18 protein-coding genes and 1 tRNA gene are annotated in these 17,275 nt (G+C 58.2%); 14 read left to right on the top strand and 5 right to left on the bottom strand.

What is annotated here, in order from left to right; translation table 11 throughout:
• Positions 1 to 6 precede the first annotated feature (6 nt).
• The 4 genes from LPW13_RS16985 (at position 7) to LPW13_RS16970 (ending at position 3,674) form a co-directional block, all read left to right on the top strand.
• A complete protein-coding gene (locus LPW13_RS16985) occupies positions 7 to 1,152 on the top strand; it encodes a murein hydrolase activator EnvC family protein (RefSeq protein ID WP_230437182.1) in 1,146 nt (381 codons plus the stop codon).
• Positions 1,153 to 1,341: 189 nt separating this feature from the next.
• Positions 1,342 to 1,737: a DUF4870 family protein gene (locus tag LPW13_RS16980; protein ID WP_230437181.1), complete on the top strand. Its 396-nt coding sequence runs from the start codon at positions 1,342 to 1,344 to the stop codon at positions 1,735 to 1,737.
• 210 nt (positions 1,738 to 1,947) lie between these two features.
• Positions 1,948 to 3,330 carry a S41 family peptidase gene (locus tag LPW13_RS16975; RefSeq protein WP_230437180.1) on the top strand — a complete coding sequence of 461 codons (1,383 nt, stop codon included), beginning with the start codon at positions 1,948 to 1,950 and terminating at the stop codon, positions 3,328 to 3,330.
• A 98-nt stretch (positions 3,331 to 3,428) separates the two neighbouring features.
• Positions 3,429 to 3,674: a DUF6316 family protein gene (locus LPW13_RS16970; RefSeq protein WP_230437179.1), complete on the top strand. Its 246-nt coding sequence runs from the start codon at positions 3,429 to 3,431 to the stop codon at positions 3,672 to 3,674.
• Between the two features lie 210 nt (positions 3,675 to 3,884).
• Here LPW13_RS16970 and hisF read toward each other — a convergent pair whose 3' ends face one another.
• The 4 genes from hisF to hisB all read right to left on the bottom strand — a co-directional run bounded on the left by hisF (position 3,885) and on the right by hisB (position 6,852).
• A complete protein-coding gene (gene hisF / locus LPW13_RS16965) occupies positions 3,885 to 4,646 on the bottom strand; it encodes an imidazole glycerol phosphate synthase subunit HisF (protein ID WP_230437178.1) in 762 nt (253 codons plus the stop codon).
• A 4-nt stretch (positions 4,647 to 4,650) separates the two neighbouring features.
• Entirely contained in the window at positions 4,651 to 5,394 is a 744-nt protein-coding gene (gene hisA / locus LPW13_RS16960; RefSeq protein WP_230437177.1) for a 1-(5-phosphoribosyl)-5-[(5-phosphoribosylamino)methylideneamino]imidazole-4-carboxamide isomerase, read from the bottom strand.
• A gap of 214 nt (positions 5,395 to 5,608) precedes the next feature.
• Complete coding sequence (gene hisH / locus LPW13_RS16955) at positions 5,609 to 6,253, bottom strand: imidazole glycerol phosphate synthase subunit HisH (RefSeq protein WP_230437176.1); 645 nt, start codon at positions 6,251 to 6,253, stop codon at positions 5,609 to 5,611.
• An 11-nt stretch (positions 6,254 to 6,264) separates the two neighbouring features.
• Positions 6,265 to 6,852 carry an imidazoleglycerol-phosphate dehydratase HisB gene (gene hisB, locus LPW13_RS16950; RefSeq protein WP_230437175.1) on the bottom strand — a complete coding sequence of 196 codons (588 nt, stop codon included), beginning with the start codon at positions 6,850 to 6,852 and terminating at the stop codon, positions 6,265 to 6,267.
• Between the two features lie 147 nt (positions 6,853 to 6,999).
• On the opposite strand from hisB, the gene LPW13_RS16945 reads away from it, so the two are divergent.
• The 7 genes from LPW13_RS16945 to LPW13_RS16915 all read left to right on the top strand — a co-directional run bounded on the left by LPW13_RS16945 (position 7,000) and on the right by LPW13_RS16915 (position 14,254).
• Positions 7,000 to 7,290 carry a hypothetical protein gene (locus tag LPW13_RS16945; RefSeq protein ID WP_230437174.1) on the top strand — a complete coding sequence of 97 codons (291 nt, stop codon included), beginning with the start codon at positions 7,000 to 7,002 and terminating at the stop codon, positions 7,288 to 7,290.
• A gap of 77 nt (positions 7,291 to 7,367) precedes the next feature.
• Positions 7,368 to 9,602, top strand: a complete 2,235-nt coding sequence (locus LPW13_RS16940) for a TonB-dependent receptor (RefSeq protein ID WP_230437173.1) — start codon at positions 7,368 to 7,370, stop codon at positions 9,600 to 9,602.
• Positions 9,603 to 9,856: 254 nt separating this feature from the next.
• Positions 9,857 to 11,962, top strand: a complete 2,106-nt coding sequence (locus tag LPW13_RS16935; protein WP_230437172.1) for an AsmA family protein — start codon at positions 9,857 to 9,859, stop codon at positions 11,960 to 11,962.
• A gap of 93 nt (positions 11,963 to 12,055) precedes the next feature.
• The gene (gene mutY / locus LPW13_RS16930; protein ID WP_230437171.1) at positions 12,056 to 13,189 is read left to right on the top strand and encodes an A/G-specific adenine glycosylase; all 1,134 of its coding nucleotides are present in this window, start codon (positions 12,056 to 12,058) and stop codon (positions 13,187 to 13,189) included.
• A 43-nt stretch (positions 13,190 to 13,232) separates the two neighbouring features.
• A complete protein-coding gene (locus LPW13_RS16925; protein ID WP_230437170.1) occupies positions 13,233 to 13,514 on the top strand; it encodes an oxidative damage protection protein in 282 nt (93 codons plus the stop codon).
• Between the two features lie 109 nt (positions 13,515 to 13,623).
• Positions 13,624 to 13,699, top strand: a tRNA-Phe gene (locus LPW13_RS16920).
• A 192-nt stretch (positions 13,700 to 13,891) separates the two neighbouring features.
• Positions 13,892 to 14,254 carry a tautomerase family protein gene (locus LPW13_RS16915; RefSeq protein ID WP_230437169.1) on the top strand — a complete coding sequence of 121 codons (363 nt, stop codon included), beginning with the start codon at positions 13,892 to 13,894 and terminating at the stop codon, positions 14,252 to 14,254.
• An 82-nt stretch (positions 14,255 to 14,336) separates the two neighbouring features.
• Here the strand turns inward: LPW13_RS16915 and LPW13_RS16910 are convergent, their stop codons facing one another.
• Positions 14,337 to 14,969 carry an MBL fold metallo-hydrolase gene (locus tag LPW13_RS16910; RefSeq protein ID WP_230437168.1) on the bottom strand — a complete coding sequence of 211 codons (633 nt, stop codon included), beginning with the start codon at positions 14,967 to 14,969 and terminating at the stop codon, positions 14,337 to 14,339.
• A 158-nt stretch (positions 14,970 to 15,127) separates the two neighbouring features.
• On the opposite strand from LPW13_RS16910, the gene soxR reads away from it, so the two are divergent.
• From soxR to LPW13_RS16895, 3 genes are all read left to right on the top strand, one after another.
• Positions 15,128 to 15,577 (top strand): redox-sensitive transcriptional activator SoxR, encoded by a 450-nt coding sequence (soxR, locus tag LPW13_RS16905; protein ID WP_277610959.1) that lies wholly within the window; start codon positions 15,128 to 15,130, stop codon positions 15,575 to 15,577.
• 199 nt (positions 15,578 to 15,776) lie between these two features.
• Positions 15,777 to 16,553 carry a nucleotidyltransferase domain-containing protein gene (locus LPW13_RS16900; RefSeq protein WP_230437166.1) on the top strand — a complete coding sequence of 259 codons (777 nt, stop codon included), beginning with the start codon at positions 15,777 to 15,779 and terminating at the stop codon, positions 16,551 to 16,553.
• A 143-nt stretch (positions 16,554 to 16,696) separates the two neighbouring features.
• A complete protein-coding gene (locus tag LPW13_RS16895) occupies positions 16,697 to 17,275 on the top strand; it encodes a DUF523 domain-containing protein (RefSeq protein ID WP_268932658.1) in 579 nt (192 codons plus the stop codon).

The raw sequence follows: 17,275 nt of genomic DNA, 5'->3' as shown, positions 1-17,275 counted from the left end.
GTACTCATGAAATTTTCTGCAATGGCCGTCACTGCGCTGCTGTCTTTTTTCCTGATCGGCCCCGCCTGCTTCGCGCAGGCGTCCGATGAGGAACAGCAGGCGCGGCTGAAAGAGATCAAACAGCGGATCGACTCCCTGCAACGGGAGCTCAACCAGGTCAAAAGCGAGCGCGATCAGCTGCTGAAGGATCTGGAAGACAACGAGAAAAACATCTCTAAACTGTTGCAGCGCATCGACAAGATCAAAACCGATATGCAGAGTCGCGGCGAGAAGCTGCAGGAGCTGAAGCGGGAAGAGCAACAGCTGGAAGAATCCCGGCGAAGTATGCAGCGGCGGGTCGAGCAGGAAGTCGCCGCCGCTTACCGACTCGGTCGCCAGGAGCAGATCAAACTGCTCCTCAACCAGCAAGATCCCCAGCACATCGCCCGCCAACTCCGCTACCACGACTACTTCCTCAAACAACGCAACCGCGTGATCGGCGACTACGTCACCACCCTCGAAGAACTCTCCACCGTCAGCAGCGGCATCCAGCGCGAACAGGATACCCTGGCCCGCGAGCGCGACCAGCTCGAGCAACAGCGCCGCGCGCTCACCAGCGCGCAGAAAAACCGTCAACGCACCCTGGACAAACTGGCGCAACAGCTCGCGAGTAAAAGTAGTGAACTGGACAAATTACATGGAGACCGCAGTCGCCTGCAGCGGCTGGTGGATGAAGTGGGGCGCGCAATCGCAAGCCTGATCAACCCCAGTGATCAGACCCCGTTTGCCAAGCAGCGCGGACGCATGCAGTGGCCGGCCCAGGGCCGCCGCGCCAATGCCTTTGGCCAACGCCGCGCCAACGGTATTACCTGGACCGGCGTCACCCTGCGCGCCAATGCGGGCAGTCCGGTAAAAGCCATCCACCGCGGTCGCGTCGTGTTTGCCGATTACCTGCGCGGCCAGGGCATGCTGGTGATCCTCGATCACGGCGACGGCTATATGAGCCTATACGGACAAAACCAGTCCCTTACCCGCGCCATCGGCGAATGGGTGGAGCGCGGCGATACCATTGCCAGAGTCGGCAATACCGGCGGTGCCGCCGAGAGCGGCCTGTATTTTGAAATCCGCCACCGCGGCAAACCGCAGGATCCCACGGTGTGGTGTCGGGGTTGATCCCCTCCTTCTCTGCCTCCCTGCCGCGCTATTCATTTCCCACGGGGTACGCTAATCTTGCCAATTCTGTTTTATGCGCCAACACTGGTTCGGGGTTCAAGTTCCACTTTTAGCTTTGAACACGACAACTGTCCGCCAAACAGAAATCATTGCATTTCCATAATCCATACCAGCAACAGGGAAAATTTCATGGAACAGACAAGCAATCAACCGTGGAAATCTGAGCCACAGGGAAGCGAGGCTCGCGAGAGCAGCTTACGCCAGATGTGTCATATCAATTACGCGCTGTACGTAGCGTCGTTCTTCGTAGGGATAACCGCGATCATCGCGCTGGTACTGGCCTACATCAAACTGGACGATGCCCGCGGTACCTATTACGAGCAACAGTTCCGCTGGCAGATCAATACCTTCTGGATCGGCCTGGTGGCATTGATTGGCCTGACGGTTGTTGGTTTTGTACTGACCGTTGCCACCCTGGGACTGGGATTCTTCCTGGTCGGCTTCCTCGGCTTTGTGTGGTTTATCTGGGTGGTCTACCGTATCGTCAAAGGCTGGATTTACCTCTCAGACAACAAGCCGCTCTGATCCGGCGCCAACGTAGAGCCCGGTGCCAATTACCGGGCCATCCTGTCACCCTTTCCTCTCTTCCGCCCGAATAGCACCTCTCCCCACCCACCCCGGCTGCGCAATAGCACCCGCCAGATTCCATTTCTATTGCCATTCCGGGTCTACAATTTCTGAGGACAACACGAGTTCGTACATACAGAAACGATAAATGCCAAGGACGTGCAGACTATGTTCAGCCCCAAATTGCTGACCCACCTGATTGGTGTGGCAGCCCTCTCCGCTCTGCCGCTGATGGGACTCAGCCAGAGTGATGATGAGGAACGTATCTCACCGGCGGTTGAATCCCGCCTGCCCCTGGAAGACCTGCGCAGCTTCGCCAAAGTTTTCGAACAGATACGCCAAGGTTATGTGGAAGAGGTGGACGACAGTACGCTGCTGGAATTCGCCATCAAAGGCATGCTGCAGGGCCTGGACCCCCACTCGTCCTATCTGGACAGCCGCTCATTCGATGATCTGCAGGCCAATACCACCGGCGAATTTGCCGGCCTCGGTATCGAGGTGGGTATCGAAGACGATTACATCACCATCATCACCCCCATGGATGACACCCCTGCCGACCGCGCCGGGCTGCGCGCCGGCGATGTGATTCTGCGCCTTGCTGGAAAGTCCATGCGCGGTGTCAGCCTGGACGAGGCGGTGGAGCAGATGCGCGGCCCGGTGGGCAGCAAGGTGACGCTCACCATCGGACGCAAGGGCCACAAGGAACCCTTCGATGTCACCCTGAAGCGCGACAAGGTGCGTGTGTACAGCGTGCGTGGCGAGATGTTGGAAGAAGGCTACGGCTATGTACGTATCAGCCAGTTCCAGATGGACACCGGCGGCGACCTGATGCGGGCAATGAAAAAGCTCGACAAGGAAGAGTTGAAAGGCCTGATCATCGATCTGCGCAACAATCCCGGCGGCGTTTTGCAGTCATCCGTCGAAGTAGTGGATGCGTTCCTGGAGGAAGGTCTGGTGGTGTACACCGAGGGTCGCAATGAATCCTCCAACCTGCGCTATTCCGCCAGCCCCGGCGATATCACCGGCGGTGCGCCGATCGTGGTACTGATCAATGACGGCTCCGCATCCGCCGCGGAGATTGTCGCCGGCGCACTACAGGATCACCGACGCGCGGTGGTCATGGGCACCGACAGTTTTGGCAAGGGCTCGGTACAGACGGTGATCCCGATCAACGACGACCGCGCGATCAAATTGACCACGGCACTGTACTTCACGCCCAAAGGCCGCTCGATCCAGGCCCAAGGTATTACGCCGGATATTACCGTTGAGCGCGTGAAGGTCACCCGCGTAGACGGCCGCTCGCGCACCACGGAAGCGGACCTGACAGGCCATCTCGGCAACGGCAACGGCGGTGAGGAAAGCAGTTCTGCAGACCGCAAACGCGACCGCGCCAACAAGGAAGACTGGTACAGCCGCGACAATCAGGTATTCGAGGCCCTGAACGTATTGAAGGGGCTGAACCTGTACGTGAACCGCCCCGCCGCACCGGAAGACGCCGGCAGCAGCAAAAAACGTTCGGATCAGGTGGCGATTCGCGCAGAGGATCTGTAGGACAGAATGACTACCGGCGTAAAACCGGCACCGGATTTTTAACTAGTCTTAAAATGGAAGGGGCCGGTTTTTCGAGATGTCGCAGTAGTGAGGTAGTCATGCAGCAGTATCGCCGTGGCGAGCAGGGCAAGGTTATTCCGCCCCGTGCAGATCGCTACTATAAAGTCGAAAATGACTGGTATTTTCAGGTCCGCGGTGGCCGTACTTTCGGGCCTTTCCGCTGCCGGGAAGAAGCGGAAAAAGCCTTCGGACAGTACCTCAATCCGCCGCACAATTACCGCGGCAATGTACGCCCATTCGGCAGCCAGCGTGCGCGACGCTGGCGCAGCGAACACAAGTTCTGAAAGATCGGGGTACGTCTAACCCGTCGGGTTCAGACTAGTGTGGTGTAACGAACTAATTGTGTATATCAGAGCCCCCCAAATTGTTCACAGTAAGGCGCCGCTCGCAGGGAATGGCGGGCCCTTTCCAAGAGCGGCAACGCAGCTGTGGGCGATTTGGGGGGCTCCCTTCGGGTGGGCCGCTGATAAGCACAATTAGTTCGTTACACCACACTAGATCCGCATCTCTATACCGGCATTGTGCATAAATGCTTTGGCCTCACCCACGGTGTATTCCCCGAAGTGAAAAATACTTGCCGCCAGCACCGCATCGGCACCGCCTTCGAGTACGCCGTCAGCCAGGTGTTGCAGGTTACCCACGCCGCCGGACGCAATCACCGGTACCGATACCGCGTCGGAGACGGCGCGGGTCAGCGCCAGGTCAAAGCCGTTCTTGGTGCCGTCGCGGTCCATGCTGGTAAGCAGGATTTCCCCGGCGCCGTAGCTGTCCATTTTCTTTGCCCATTCCACCGCGTCGATGCCGGTGGGTTTACGGCCGCCGTGGGTGAAGATTTCCCACTTACCGTCTCCTACCTGTTTGGCGTCGATGGCGACAACGATGCACTGGCTGCCAAAACGGTCGGCGGCCTCGCGCACGAAGTCGGGGTTGAACACCGCAGCGGAATTGATTGCGGTTTTATCCGCACCGGCGTTTAGCAGGTTGCGGATATCCTGCAGCTCGCGCACACCGCCACCGACGGTGAGGGGAATAAACACCTGTGAGGCCATTTTTTCCACGGTATGCAATGTGGTGTCACGGCCTTCGTGGGTAGCGGTAATGTCGAGGAAGGTCACTTCGTCGGCACCGGCTTCGTTGTAGCGACGGGCGATTTCCACCGGGTCACCGGCATCGCGGATATCGACAAAATTGACCCCCTTCACCACACGGCCGGCGTCGACGTCGAGACAGGGAATAATACGTTTGGCGAGGCCCATGTGATTACTTTTTCCAGTTGTCGCATAGTTCCTGCGCGGCGCGCAGGTCGAGCTTGTCTTCGTAGATGGCGCGGCCGGTGATGGCGCCGAAGATTTCTGTGTTGTCGTCACCGGCTTCCAGCAGTTGCTGGATGTCTTCGATGGAACTGACCCCACCGGAGGCGATGATGGGAATCTGTACCGCGCGCGCCAGTTCCATGGTGGCTTCAACGTTGACGCCCTGCATCATACCGTCGCGGGCGATATCGGTGTAGACGATGGCGCTGACGCCACTGTCCTGGAATTCTTTGGCGAGCTCGGTGGCTTTGACGTCGGAGACTTCGGCCCAGCCTTCGGTGGCGACGAGTCCGTCTTTGGCGTCGAGGCCGACGATAATGTGGCCTTCAAATTCACGGCAGGCGTCTTTGACCAGCTGGGGATTTTTTACCGCGGCGGTGCCGATGATGGCCCAGGTGACGCCGGCATCGAGGTAGCGCTCAATGGTTTTGAGGTCGCGGATACCGCCGCCGATCTGGATGGGAAAGCCGGGGAATTGGCGGGCGATGATTTTTACCGCTTCGCTGTTGACGGGGTTGCCGGCGAAGGCGCCATTGAGGTCGACCAGGTGTAGGCGTTTGGCGCCCTGGCTGAGCCAGTGTTCGGCGGTGGCGAGGGGGTCGTCGGAGAAGACGGTAGCGTCTTCCATTTCACCCTGACGCAGGCGGACACATTCGCCGTCTTTCAGATCAATGGCTGGGATTACGATCATTCTGTTTAACTTCCTGTTGCTGTTGGCCGGGCCGTTGATACTTTTTGTTAGCCCGGTGGCGGCAGAGCACCGGGTATGGGGTTTCAGAACCGCTGTAAATACTTCCCTGTACGCTGCGGCGGCGACGTCCCTGTCGCCGACGCTTCTGAAACCCCATACCCGGCGCTCTGCCTTCGCGATGGATTTCTTGCTTCGTTAGCGAGCGGCTTTGGTCTCAGTACTGGCCATTCCAGTCGACAAAATTCTTCAGTAACTGCAGCCCGGCATCGGCACTTTTTTCCGGGTGGAACTGGGTGGAGAAAATATTTTCGCGGGCGACTGCCGCGGCAATTCTCACACCGTATTCAGTCTCACCGGCGAGGGCGTCATTATTTTCCGCCGGTACATAGTAGCTGTGCACAAAATAGAAACGGCTGCCGTTTTCGATATCCCGCCACATGGGGTGGTCGATTTTCTGTTGCACCTGGTTCCAGCCCATATGCGGTACTTTTAAACGCTCGCCGTTTTCTTTTAGATCAGTACCGAAAAACTTAACCGGTTGCGGGAAGATGTCCAGGCAGTCGACGCCGTTATTCTCTTCGCTGCGCGCCATCATGATCTGCATGCCGACGCAGATGCCGAGCACCGGCATGCCGGTTTCGATGCAGCGGTTGAGCAGGGGTACGAAGCCGGGGCGGATGAAGCCTTCCATGCAGTCGCGGATGGCGCCAACACCGGGGACGATGAGGCGGTCGGCGCCTTCGGCCTGTTCCGGGGTGGTGGCGAGGACGACTTCATCACCGGGGGCGACTTTTTGCAGGGCGCTGGCTACCGAGTGAAGGTTGCCCATGCCGTAGTCGAGGATGACGATCTTTTGCATTCTGTGGTTCCTCAGAGCACGCCTTTGGTGGAGGGCATGGCGCCTTCCATACGTGGGTCCGGGGTCAGGGCCATGCGCAGGGCGCGGCCGAAGGCTTTGAAGACGGTTTCGATCTGGTGATGGGCGTTGAAGCCGCGGATGCAGTCGATGTGCACGGTCACCAGCGCGTGGTTGACGAAGCCCTGGAAGAATTCGTAGAACAGTTCGGTGTCGAAATCACCGATGCGTTTCTGGGTGAAGGGCACGTTCATGGTCAGGCCCGGGCGGCCGGAGAAGTCGATGACCACGCGCGAGAGCGCTTCGTCCAGGGGCACGTAGGCGTGGCCGTAGCGGGTCATGCCTTTCTTGTCGCCCACGGCTTCGGTAATGGCCTTGCCAATGGTGATGCCGATATCTTCCACCGTGTGGTGGTCGTCGATGTGGGTGTCACCGTCGCAGGTGATGTCCAGATCGATCATGCCGTGCCGGGCGATCTGGTCCATCATGTGCTCGAGGAAGGGCACTCCGGTGTCAAACTTGCCGGTGCCTTTGCCGTCGAGGTTGAGGCTGACCTTGATCTTGGTTTCCAGAGTGTCGCGGTTGACGCTGGCGGTGCGCATGGGATCTACATCCTTGATTGCTGTGTGAGAGGCAACTTGCTCCCACTGAGACAGAAGGCGCGAATTATACGCTCAATTAAGGCAGAATTTGCGCGATAGTGTCAGATGAAACTTGATTCAGCCGCCCGATCAAATATGATACCGCGCATGAATAAGTTCCCCAGCCACACAACCCGCATCTGGGCCACTCTGGTCCTGCTGCTCGCGTTTATCAGCGCGCAGCCGGTGCTGGCTGAGCATATTCATATCGATGACCCGTCCCACAAGCTGTGCGAGCTGTCCGGTAACCACGTGCCCGCGCCCGCGGCTACTGAGTTTACCTTCACTACACCCGACCTGGCGCCGCTGTACAACCATCAGCAGGCCCCGGTGGCCTACGATTGCCAGCCGGAGCGCCAGTCCGCCCGCGGCCCTCCCGCGCTCCTGTCACACCACTAAACAACACACGATTATAAGTTTTTGCCGGCACCGGCCTTTTGGGTGGCCGCTGCCTGTCCGTGACAGGAATAAATTACATGTACCGAGTCAATACTCTGGCGCTGGCCATTGCCTGTGCGCTGTCCGTTTCTGTATCCGCACAAACCACGTCTGGTCAAACCACCGCGGGAAAAGGCGCTTCCGATAAGCGAGATGCACTGGAAGAGGTGAATGTCACCGTATCACCGCTGGAAAAGCCCGCAGACGCCGTGGCAGCGCCAGTATCCGTGCTGAAGGGCGATGAACTGCGCAAAGCCGCATCCGCCACCCTTGGCCAGACCCTGAACAGCCAGCTGGGTGTGGCCAACGCCTCCTTCGGCGGCGGAGTTGGCCTGCCGGTCATCCGCGGCCAGAGCGCCAACCGGGTGAAAGTACTGAACGACAACCTGGATACCGCCGACGCCTCCAATACCAGTTCCGACCACGCCGCCAGCGTCGAGCCATTGCTGGCGGAGAGCATCGAGATCCTGCGCGGCCCCGCCACCCTGCGCTACGGCAGCGGCGCTATCGGCGGCGTGGTCAATGTACTGGATGGCCGAATCCCCACCGAAGTGCCGGAACAGATGGAAGGCGCGGTGGAAATGCGTCACGACACCGCCAATGGTCAGGATGCCGGCGTCTTTCGCCTGCAGGGCGGCGCCGGCAATCTGGCCTGGTACCTGGACGGGGTCTATCGGGAAAACGGCAACACCGAGATTCCCGGCCTCGCAATCCGCGAGCACGGCGAACACGAAGAGCACGCCCACGACGCGCATGAAGAGCACGAAGAAGAACACCACGAAGACGAGCTCAACTCTGACTTCAATACCGATGGCTTCGTCGGCAACACCAACGCCCGCGCCAAGAGCGGTAGCGCCGGTCTCTCGTGGGTGACCGAAACCGGCTTTATCGGTCTGTCCGTCAACCGACTGGAAAACAACTACGGCATCCCGCTGGGCACCCACAATCACACCCACGAAGATGAGCACGGGGAAGAGGAACACGGGGAAGAGGATCACGCGCTCGAGGAAGAACACGATCACGAAGAAGAGCACGCCCACGAGGAACACACGGAAGAAGAAGGCCCGGCCGCCGTGCGCATCGACATGGCCCAGACCCGTTACGACCTGAAGGGCGAACACCGCTTCAACAGCGAATACTGGAACAAGCTGACCTTCCGCCTGGGCCACAACAATTACGAGCACGTGGAACTGGAAGCCCACGGCGATCACTTCCACGAAGGTACCCGCTTCACCAACGACGCCTGGGAAGGCCGCGTGGAGCTGACCCACGACGACGGCAGTGAATGGCGGGGCGCCTATGGCCTGCAGCTATCGCGCAAGGACTTTGCCGCCGTCGGCGAAGAGGCCTTTGTACGCCCGTCCATTACTGACAGCATCGGCGCCTTCACCATGAAAGAGCGCGAATGGGGCGACTGGCACATGGATCTGGGTGCGCGCCTGGAGAACGTCAATATTGATCCCGAGTTCGGCCGCGAGCAGGACTTCAACCTGGTCAGTCTCTCTGGCGCGCTGCAGTACTTCCTCGCCGAGCACCAGCACCTGAGCGCCAGCCTCACCAGCGCCGAGCGCGCACCGGTAGCGGAAGAACTCTACGCCGACGGCGCTCATTTGGCGGAATCCCGCTACCTGATCGGCGACGATGCCCTCGATAAAGAAAACTCCGTCAACCTGGAGCTGGGCTATCACCACCACAACCAAGAGGCCAGCGGCTGGCACGCGGCCAAGGTGGAAGCCAATGTGTTCTACAACCGCATCGGCGACTACATCTACGCTGCCAACACCGGCGTCGAGGACGAGGAAAGCGAGTTCGACATCTTCGGCTACCAGAACCGCGACGCCACCTTCTACGGCGCCGAGGCCTCGGTGCAGTTCCCACTGGCCGACACCCTGAGCCTGACCCTGTTCGGCGACAGCGTACGCGCCAGCTTCGACGACCGGATTGCCGGCGAGAGCCGCTCGGTCCCGCGCCTGCCGCCACTGCGCTATGGCTTTGCCGTCAGCGGTGACTACGCCAACTGGAACTGGCAGTGGCGCAACACCCACGCCACCGCGCAGGACCGCCCGGGTGCGTTCGAGGAGCCCACCGAGGCCTACACCCGCATGGACCTCACCGCCCAGTACAACTTCAAACTGGCCGGCAGCGACGGCACCGTCTTCGCCAGCGCCCGCAACCTGCTGGATGAAGAGATCCGCAACGCCACCTCCCTGCTGCGCGACTTCGCACCGGAACCGGGCCGCAGTGTAGAAGCCGGAGTAAGGTTTCATTTCTGACCGGCACCTGCTTCAATAGTCCGCAACTGCGGAGTTTTCGTATTCGAGTTAGTCGGATGCGAAGGCATCGATGACGGGTGGAGCCTTGTGAGACCTTCTAAAACAGGGATGTTTTAGAAGAGCCCCCATGGATGGGTTCACGGCGTGTCTCACAAGGCTCCACCCGGCAGCGGTGCCGCCACTGAGGGTTTTCAAAGCCCTCAGAGGCAACTCCAAACTCCCAGCCGAATATTCCAGAAAAAGGACACGCCTACATGGCCTGGATCAAACGCGGACTTATTACCCTCGTTGTTCTCTTCGCACTGCTCGCCGGTGCCGTCGCCTGGTTTCTCTCCAGCCTCGACGCCAATCAATACAAACCCAGAATCGTACAGCTGGCCGCCGATCAGGGCATTGCCCTCACCCTCGACGGCGACATCGGCTGGCAACTCTGGCCCAACATCGCCCTCGAACTGAATGGCGTAAGACTCGCCCCCCTGGCCCTGCCCAGTGAATCCGTGCTGGAAGCAGACAAAGTCGCCGTCGGCGTAGCGCTGATGCCGCTGCTAAACAAACGCATCGAAGCCAAGGAAATCGTCCTCCTCGGACCCCAGGTTGCACTCACCGTGGATAAAAACGGCAAGGGCAACTGGGAACTGATCACCGACGCCATGGAAGCCAAGGCCGAACGCGACGCCAAACTTGAACAAGAGCAGCCCCCGGAACTGGACGTCCCCGCCACGGAAGAAACCCAGAGCGGCAGCGACCTGCACATCGCACTGGAACAGCTGCGCCTCGAAGACGGGGTACTGCGCTACAGCGACCAACAGGCAGGCACCGAGTACGTCGTCAACAAACTGCGCATTGTCGCCGACAACCTCGTGCCCGGTGGCAAGCCCGGCGATGTCCGCCTGAGTGCGGCGCTCTCAGCCAGCGATTTCCCCGAGCCACTCGAACTCGATATTCACAGCACCCTCGCCATCGACGAAGGGCTACACGGCCTGCGCCTGCAGCCGGCCAATATCAAGCTCACCAGTGGCAAAGGGGCCGAAGCAGAGCTCACCCTGCGCGGCAATGTCCGCCGCGTAGAGGCCGATGCGCCCTGGCAGGTACAGCTCAACCTCAATGCCGAAGCCGAGCCGCTGACCGGCTGGCTCGCCGCCGTGGGCAGCGAATACAAGGCCCAGAGCACCGACGCCCTGAAGAAATTCAGGCTCGAAACCGACATCAACGGCACCGACAAACAGCTGACCCTGGAGCCGCTGCAGCTATCTCTGGACGACCACACCTTCAATGGCAGCGCCGGCTACCAGGCCGGTGATGTGCCCACCGTCAGCCTCACCCTGAATGGCGGAGAGCTGAATGTGGACGACTACCTGCCACCGCCGGTTGCCACTCCGGAAGAAGAGCAGCTCAGCGAAGATGTGGCCGCCGCACAGCCGGTAGCGCTGCCACTGGAATCCATGCGCGGCTTCAACGCCCGCCTGCAATTGACCCTTAAAAAGCTGCACGCACTGGACTTTGAAATCGACCAGCCCGAGCTCGCGGTCAACATCAACAACGGCCTCTATCAGCTCAACAAGCTGGCCGCCGGTCTCTACGGGGGCGAGCTCAACAGCACCGGCGTGTTCAACGCCCGTGGCGATTCTGCGCGCGCAGAGTTGAGTGGAGGATTGACCGGAGTAGAGATCTCCAAAGTGCAGGAAGCCCTGTTCGCCAGCGACGAACCGGAACCGGCTGACAAGAAAAAAATCACCCTGTCCGGCAAGACCGACCTCACCTGGGTCGCCCAGACCAGCGGCGCCGACACTCAGGCCCTGCAAAAGCAACTGCGTGCAGCGGTACAGCTGAACGCGGCGGAGCTGGCCCTGGCACCATTCAACCTGGAAAAGGGCATGTGCCAACTGGTGAGCTACGCCGAGAAAACCCCACTGCCGGAACAGGAATGGCCCCAGCGCACCCGCCTGCAGGACCTGCGCGCCAGCGTCAATCTGGACGGCGATGTGGCGAAAGTTGATGGCATCAACGCCGGGGTGGAAAACATTGCGCTGACCGGCGACGGCACCGTCAACCTGCAGAAACAGGAATTCGACTTCGCCCTCGGCCTTGCGCTGGTAGGAGAGAAAACCTCCAACAATGGCTGCTCGGTACAGAACGACCGCTGGCGCAACCGCCCGCTGCCGCTGCGCTGCAAAGACAGCTTCGGCGACGCCGGCGCCACCACCTGTAAACCCGACAGCCGCCGCATCGACGACCTGATCCGCGAAGAACTGAAGTACCAGGCGGAGAAGAAGTACGGCGACAAGGTAAAGGAAAAGACCGAAGACCTGAAGGACAAGCTGAAAGACAAGTTCAAAGGCCTGTTCAACCGAGACGAGTAACCGATCGCGGCATCCCGGCAACCACCGGTATGACGAACGCCGAGAACGCAGTAGCATGGGCACCTCCCGAGGTGCCCATTTTTTTATCTGCCCATGCCCAGTTCCCCTACGACAGCCCCCGCAAAACCCAAAACACCCGCGCGATTCCAGTCCGCGCTGTTCAAATGGTTCGACCAACACGGCCGCCACGACCTGCCCTGGCAGCAGGACATCAACCCCTACCGGGTATGGGTGTCTGAAATCATGCTGCAACAGACCCAGGTCACGGCGGTTATTCCGTATTTCCAAAGATTTATGGAAAGTTTTCCCACGGTTGAGGCCTTGGCCGCCGCGAGCCAGGACCGCGTACTCGCGCACTGGAGCGGCCTCGGCTACTACGCCCGTGCGCGCAATCTACACAAATGCGCGCAAACGGTGGTCAACGAACACGGGGGCGAGTTTCCCCGCAGCGTCGAGGCGCTGGCGGATCTACCGGGTATCGGCCGCTCCACCGCCGGCGCCATCGCCAGTATCAGCATGGGGCTGTCAGCGGCGATTCTGGACGGCAATGTGAAACGGGTACTCGCGCGTATTCACGCCGTGGAAGGCTGGCCGGGGCAGACCGCCGTGGCCAGAGAAATGTGGGAAATTGCCGAACGCTACACGCCGGAAGAGCGCACCGGGGATTACACCCAGGCGATGATGGATCTGGGCGCCACCCTGTGCACCCGATCCAGACCCGCCTGTGAACGCTGCCCGTTCGAGCATCACTGTATCGCCCGCGCCCAGGGCAACCCCACGGATTACCCGGGCAAGAAACCGAAAAAGGAAAAACCCGAGCGCCAGACTACCCTGTTGCTGATCGAACACGACGGCGAGCTGTACCTGGAACAGCGCCCCGCCACCGGCATCTGGGGCGGACTGTGGATACCGCCGCAACTGGAAGGGGACGACGGTGGCGAGGCCAGCGCAGAGGAATGGCTGGCATCACGGGACCTGACCGCAGGCGACGTACAGGCCCTGCCCCCCATGCGCCACACCTTTACCCACTTCCATCTGGATATCCACCCGGTGTGGATAACTCTGCCGGCAAAACCGACGCAGGTGGCAGAAGGACCCAGTGGCTGGTATAAACTGCGCCAACTCGACCGCCCCCGATCCGGACAGGACCTGGGGCTGCCGGCGCCCATCGCCAAACTGGTGAAACAGCTCGTTGCCATGCAGGAGCCCTTACTGGCGCCCAGCTAAACTAATTCCGGCTAAACCATTCCCAGATAAACTTGGAGAACCCATGTCCCGCACCGTCTTCTGCCGCAAATACCAACAGGAACTGGAAGGTCTCCCCAACCCGCCCTTCCCGGGCCCCAAAGGTCAGGACATCTACGAGAATGTATCCGCCAAGGCCTGGCAGGAGTGGATGGCCCACCAGACCATGCTGATCAACGAAAAACGCCTCAACATGATGGAACCCTCCTCCCGCGCCTATCTCGGTGAACAGATGCAGAAGTTCCTGAGCGGTGAAGACTACGATGCCGCCGAAGGCTTCGTTCCCGAAGAAGGCAACGACAAGTAAGCGACCGCTTACAAACGGGAAAACTATTTATCAATCAAGGGGTTGACTCCCCCCGGCAGAGCGGGTTTAATACGCGCCTCGCTACCGGGGACGCCCCGCGTAAAGCGAAGCCCAGATAGCTCAGTCGGTAGAGCAGGGGATTGAAAATCCCCGTGTCGGTGGTTCGATTCCGCCTCTGGGCACCATCTCCAAAGCCGCTCCCGAAAGGGTGCGGCTTTTTTGTTGCTTGCCTCCTAGACACCTCCCTTTTCCAGCCTCAAGTTGAAGCTATACCGCCTTAGGCCCCAAGGGTCATATCGCCCACGATTAGACCATTAGCAATTCAGCGTACACAGGAAGATCCATTCCACGATTTTATCGTCAACTGCTCAGTCTAGGTGCTGGAAAACCACCCTGCGGAATATACTGCAGAGCAGATTCATTTGGTTGCTGTTGCCTCTGGCTTGTTTGATATCAGTAATATTAAAGCCCGGGACAATCTTTACATTAAGTATTTGGTTAGCGAAAAGCGTGAGCTTTTTGTCCACGTTTTTTCCAGCATTATGGAAGATCGAACCACTGAGCAGCGAGCAAAGCTGTCACCAGCGGCGGTTGAAAAGTCTGTTGCTATGTTTCCGCATGTTCCACATATTGCTATGAATGTCAGCGAGTTTGAAAAGGCAACCTACTGTAATCGGAGCATGCTCTGCATTGCTACCACAAAGTTTCGAACATCCCCCATCCGACCACTGGCGGATTGAAGCGCTGAGTTCTCAAAGAGGAACAATCAGTACTCTACAAACTCAGCGCTACCGGTGGACAATGCCAGAGCTCTCATACACCTCAACCCAACTTATCCAGCGCCGTATCTACCAACACCTGCCAGTCGTTTCCCGCCAGTTGCTGATATCCTGCTTCACCGGTAAACGCACTGGAGATCACCACGTCCGGCGAAAGGGTGCGCAAAAGCTGCAGACTGCTGCGTAACTGCGAGCGGTTGCTGTGTCCGTCAATCATCCCGGCTCGCCATACGCCATGTTTACCCCGATAGAGGGTGTCTCCGGTGAACAGGTAACACAGCCCCTGTTGCCCAATAACCTGAAAGCAGGTGCTCCCCGGTGTGTGGCCAGGGGTGGGGATGATCTGTACGCCATCGAACAGCGGGCCGGGTTCGCTGAACAGCAGATCCGGTTCGCGGAATCTGGCTGCGGCCTCACGCTCGGCTTCATGGATGCCCAGCTTTGCGCCAAAGCGCTGGCGGATGGTCTCTAACGAACTGCCCACTTCATCTTCATGACTCAGCAGCTGCCAGGTGATGCCACCCAGTTCCTCTATCACCGGCCAGGCGCTCGGACAGCTGGTGTTATAGAACAGAATATTTCCCTGCGGGCGGGTGAGCAGGTAGGCATGTGTGGTCAGCCCCGGGGCGGGATGCTCTGTCTCGGTTTCCCATAGATCCGGCATAACGGCTTGCATGGTTCGGTCTCCTGTTTTATTCAGTGATTTGGCAACATTGACATGTGGAGTGTAAAACCTCATGTTAACTTGAGGTCAAGCGCTTGCCAGGCACAGGACTATGACGGTGTAAGTCCCGGGTCCGGCCTGGGAGATGAGAGACCGGAACGGAGAGGATGATGTCTAAGGCAACCCGTATCGATAAGCAGGCCCCTCTTAGCGTGGGTGATGTGGCGGCCCGCAGTGGCGTTGCGGTATCCACCATTCATTTCTATGAACAGCAGGGGCTAATAAAAGGCTGGCGCAACACTGGTAACCAGCGGCGGTTTCACCGCGATGTGCTGCGTCGGATAGCCGTTATCAAGGTGGCTCAGCGTCTGGGACTGCCGTTAAGTGAAATTGCCGAGGCGCTGGCGACGCTGCCTACCGAGCGCACGGTTACTGCAGAGGACTGGCAGCGACTCTCCGCCTCTTGGCACGATGAATTGACCACCCGCATCACTCTGTTGACCCAGCTGAGGGATCAACTGGGCGAGTGTATCGGCTGTGGCTGTTTGTCTCTGGAGGCGTGCCAGTTGCGCAACCCTGATGATCGGCTGGCCGGGAAAGGCCCGGGGGCGCACTTTTGATTGGAAAAAGCAGGAGCTGCTGCTTTCAGGTCTCTAAGGATGTCTCTCTCACCGTCATCAACTAGCGGACTATGTCCCGCAGGACACAGTGCGTTTGCCTGCAAACGCCTAGAACACAACCAGGCCGCGCACCGAGTGCCAAAACCTCCGCAATGTTGCGTTTTTAATCGGTACGGCGTGCACCAACTAAAATACATCTATGATCGAAAAAGTCGTTAAAGAAGAGATTCTTGCAAGGATCAAACAAGCCGAAAAAGAGCACGGAGTGCGGGTTCTCTACGCCATCGAGTCGGGCAGCCGAGCCTGGGGGTTCGAATCGCCCAATAGTGACTACGATGTTCGCTTTGTTTACGCACACCCCAGAGATTGGTATGTCGCAGTTGACCTGGAAGACAAAAGAGATGTTATTGAGTATCCGATTGTCGATGAAATCGACATTAACGGGTGGGACATCAGAAAAGCTTTGAAGCTCTTTTCCAAGTCTAATCCTGCATTTGTGGAATGGCTGCAGTCACCTATTGTGTATATCGAGCGTGGCAATTTTTCTCAGCGCGCGCGGGATCTTCTTCCCAGCGTGTATTCCGTTGAAAAAGGAATATACCACTACCGCAGCATGGCAAAAACGAACTACAGGGGCTACCTCCGGGAAGAACGTGTTCCTATCAAGAAGTACTTCTATGTATTGAGACCACTGCTTTCAATCATGTGGCTGGAGAAATATGGGGAACCAGCACCGATTGAATTTGAGAAACTTAGAAAAATGGTCAGTGACAGAGCTGAGCTAGATGGCCAGATTTCAGAGCTACTGGCGAGAAAAAAGAGAAGCTTGGAAAAGGAATTGGCGCCGCCGATCACAGAACTAAACGAATTCATTGAATCTGAGCTAAAGCGTTTAGAGTCTTTTTCCGTTAGCCCTGAGAAAAATGGGAAAACCATGAACAGCCTAAACTCTTTATTCCGCGAGACATTGAGTTAACAGGGGAGTCAATCCGACCGATTTGTGCTAGCGCTCCAACCGACGGCTTGCCCCAGGTGTTAGACTCCCACAATTCATGCAGATTACTTCAATACTGACACTCTGCACGATCCCGTCTTCTTGCGGGTCTCCAGATTTACGGAATGGTGAGCACATTCCAATTTTCGTGTATACAATGCGCTACCGCTGCTCGCAGCGTTAATGCCACAATACTGGGGGTTAGTAGTTTGAGAAAAGTATTAGTGAGCGCCTGCCTTTTAGGAAAAAGTGTTCGATACGATGGCGGGAGCCTACGGGTGCACGATCAGATTATAGAGAGTTGGATATCTGAAGGCCGGGTTGTTTCAGTTTGCCCAGAAGTTGAGGCCGGAATGAGCATTCCCAGGAAACCTGCGGAGATTTTCGTCGGTAGCGGAGACAGTGTATTAGATGGTGATACCGACGTTGTTGAAAAAGGCGGAAATATAGTTACCGACCAGTTTATCAAAGGGGCCTCGATTGCCTTGGCACTGTGTAATAAATTCAATATTGAAATAGCTGTACTGGCTGAATCTAGTCCTTCTTGCGGCAGTTCATTCATCTATGACGGTAGCTTCTCAGGTAAGCGGAACCCCGGTATGGGCGTTACAGCTGCACTGCTCCGCCGGCATGGTATTCAAGTGTTTAGCCAACATGAGATATCGGATGCGAACAAGGCCATTGTAATGGCCCAAAATATTTGA

The sequence above is a fragment of the Microbulbifer celer genome, from assembly GCF_020991125.1.
Lineage (GTDB): Bacteria > Pseudomonadota > Gammaproteobacteria > Pseudomonadales > Cellvibrionaceae > Microbulbifer > Microbulbifer celer.
Note: the sequence above shows the minus strand (reverse complement) of the source record. Positions and strands in the feature narration are given on the sequence as shown.

Excerpts from the sequence above, each read along its gene's own strand:
- LPW13_RS16985 (WP_230437182.1), top strand. The coding sequence starts at position 7 with ATGAAATTTTCTGCAATGGCCGTCACTGCGCTGCTGTCTTTTTTCCTG.
- LPW13_RS16980 (WP_230437181.1), top strand. The coding sequence starts at position 1,342 with ATGGAACAGACAAGCAATCAACCGTGGAAATCTGAGCCACAGGGAAGC.
- LPW13_RS16975 (WP_230437180.1), top strand. The coding sequence starts at position 1,948 with ATGTTCAGCCCCAAATTGCTGACCCACCTGATTGGTGTGGCAGCCCTC.
- LPW13_RS16970 (WP_230437179.1), top strand. The coding sequence starts at position 3,429 with ATGCAGCAGTATCGCCGTGGCGAGCAGGGCAAGGTTATTCCGCCCCGT.
- hisF (WP_230437178.1), bottom strand. The coding sequence starts at position 4,646 with ATGGGCCTCGCCAAACGTATTATTCCCTGTCTCGACGTCGACGCCGGC.
- hisA (WP_230437177.1), bottom strand. The coding sequence starts at position 5,394 with ATGATCGTAATCCCAGCCATTGATCTGAAAGACGGCGAATGTGTCCGC.
- hisH (WP_230437176.1), bottom strand. The coding sequence starts at position 6,253 with ATGCAAAAGATCGTCATCCTCGACTACGGCATGGGCAACCTTCACTCG.
- hisB (WP_230437175.1), bottom strand. The coding sequence starts at position 6,852 with ATGCGCACCGCCAGCGTCAACCGCGACACTCTGGAAACCAAGATCAAG.
- LPW13_RS16945 (WP_230437174.1), top strand. The coding sequence starts at position 7,000 with ATGAATAAGTTCCCCAGCCACACAACCCGCATCTGGGCCACTCTGGTC.
- LPW13_RS16940 (WP_230437173.1), top strand. The coding sequence starts at position 7,368 with ATGTACCGAGTCAATACTCTGGCGCTGGCCATTGCCTGTGCGCTGTCC.
- LPW13_RS16935 (WP_230437172.1), top strand. The coding sequence starts at position 9,857 with ATGGCCTGGATCAAACGCGGACTTATTACCCTCGTTGTTCTCTTCGCA.
- mutY (WP_230437171.1), top strand. The coding sequence starts at position 12,056 with ATGCCCAGTTCCCCTACGACAGCCCCCGCAAAACCCAAAACACCCGCG.
- LPW13_RS16925 (WP_230437170.1), top strand. The coding sequence starts at position 13,233 with ATGTCCCGCACCGTCTTCTGCCGCAAATACCAACAGGAACTGGAAGGT.
- LPW13_RS16910 (WP_230437168.1), bottom strand. The coding sequence starts at position 14,969 with ATGCAAGCCGTTATGCCGGATCTATGGGAAACCGAGACAGAGCATCCC.
- soxR (WP_277610959.1), top strand. The coding sequence starts at position 15,128 with ATGTCTAAGGCAACCCGTATCGATAAGCAGGCCCCTCTTAGCGTGGGT.
- LPW13_RS16900 (WP_230437166.1), top strand. The coding sequence starts at position 15,777 with ATGATCGAAAAAGTCGTTAAAGAAGAGATTCTTGCAAGGATCAAACAA.
- LPW13_RS16895 (WP_268932658.1), top strand. The coding sequence starts at position 16,697 with ATGGTGAGCACATTCCAATTTTCGTGTATACAATGCGCTACCGCTGCT.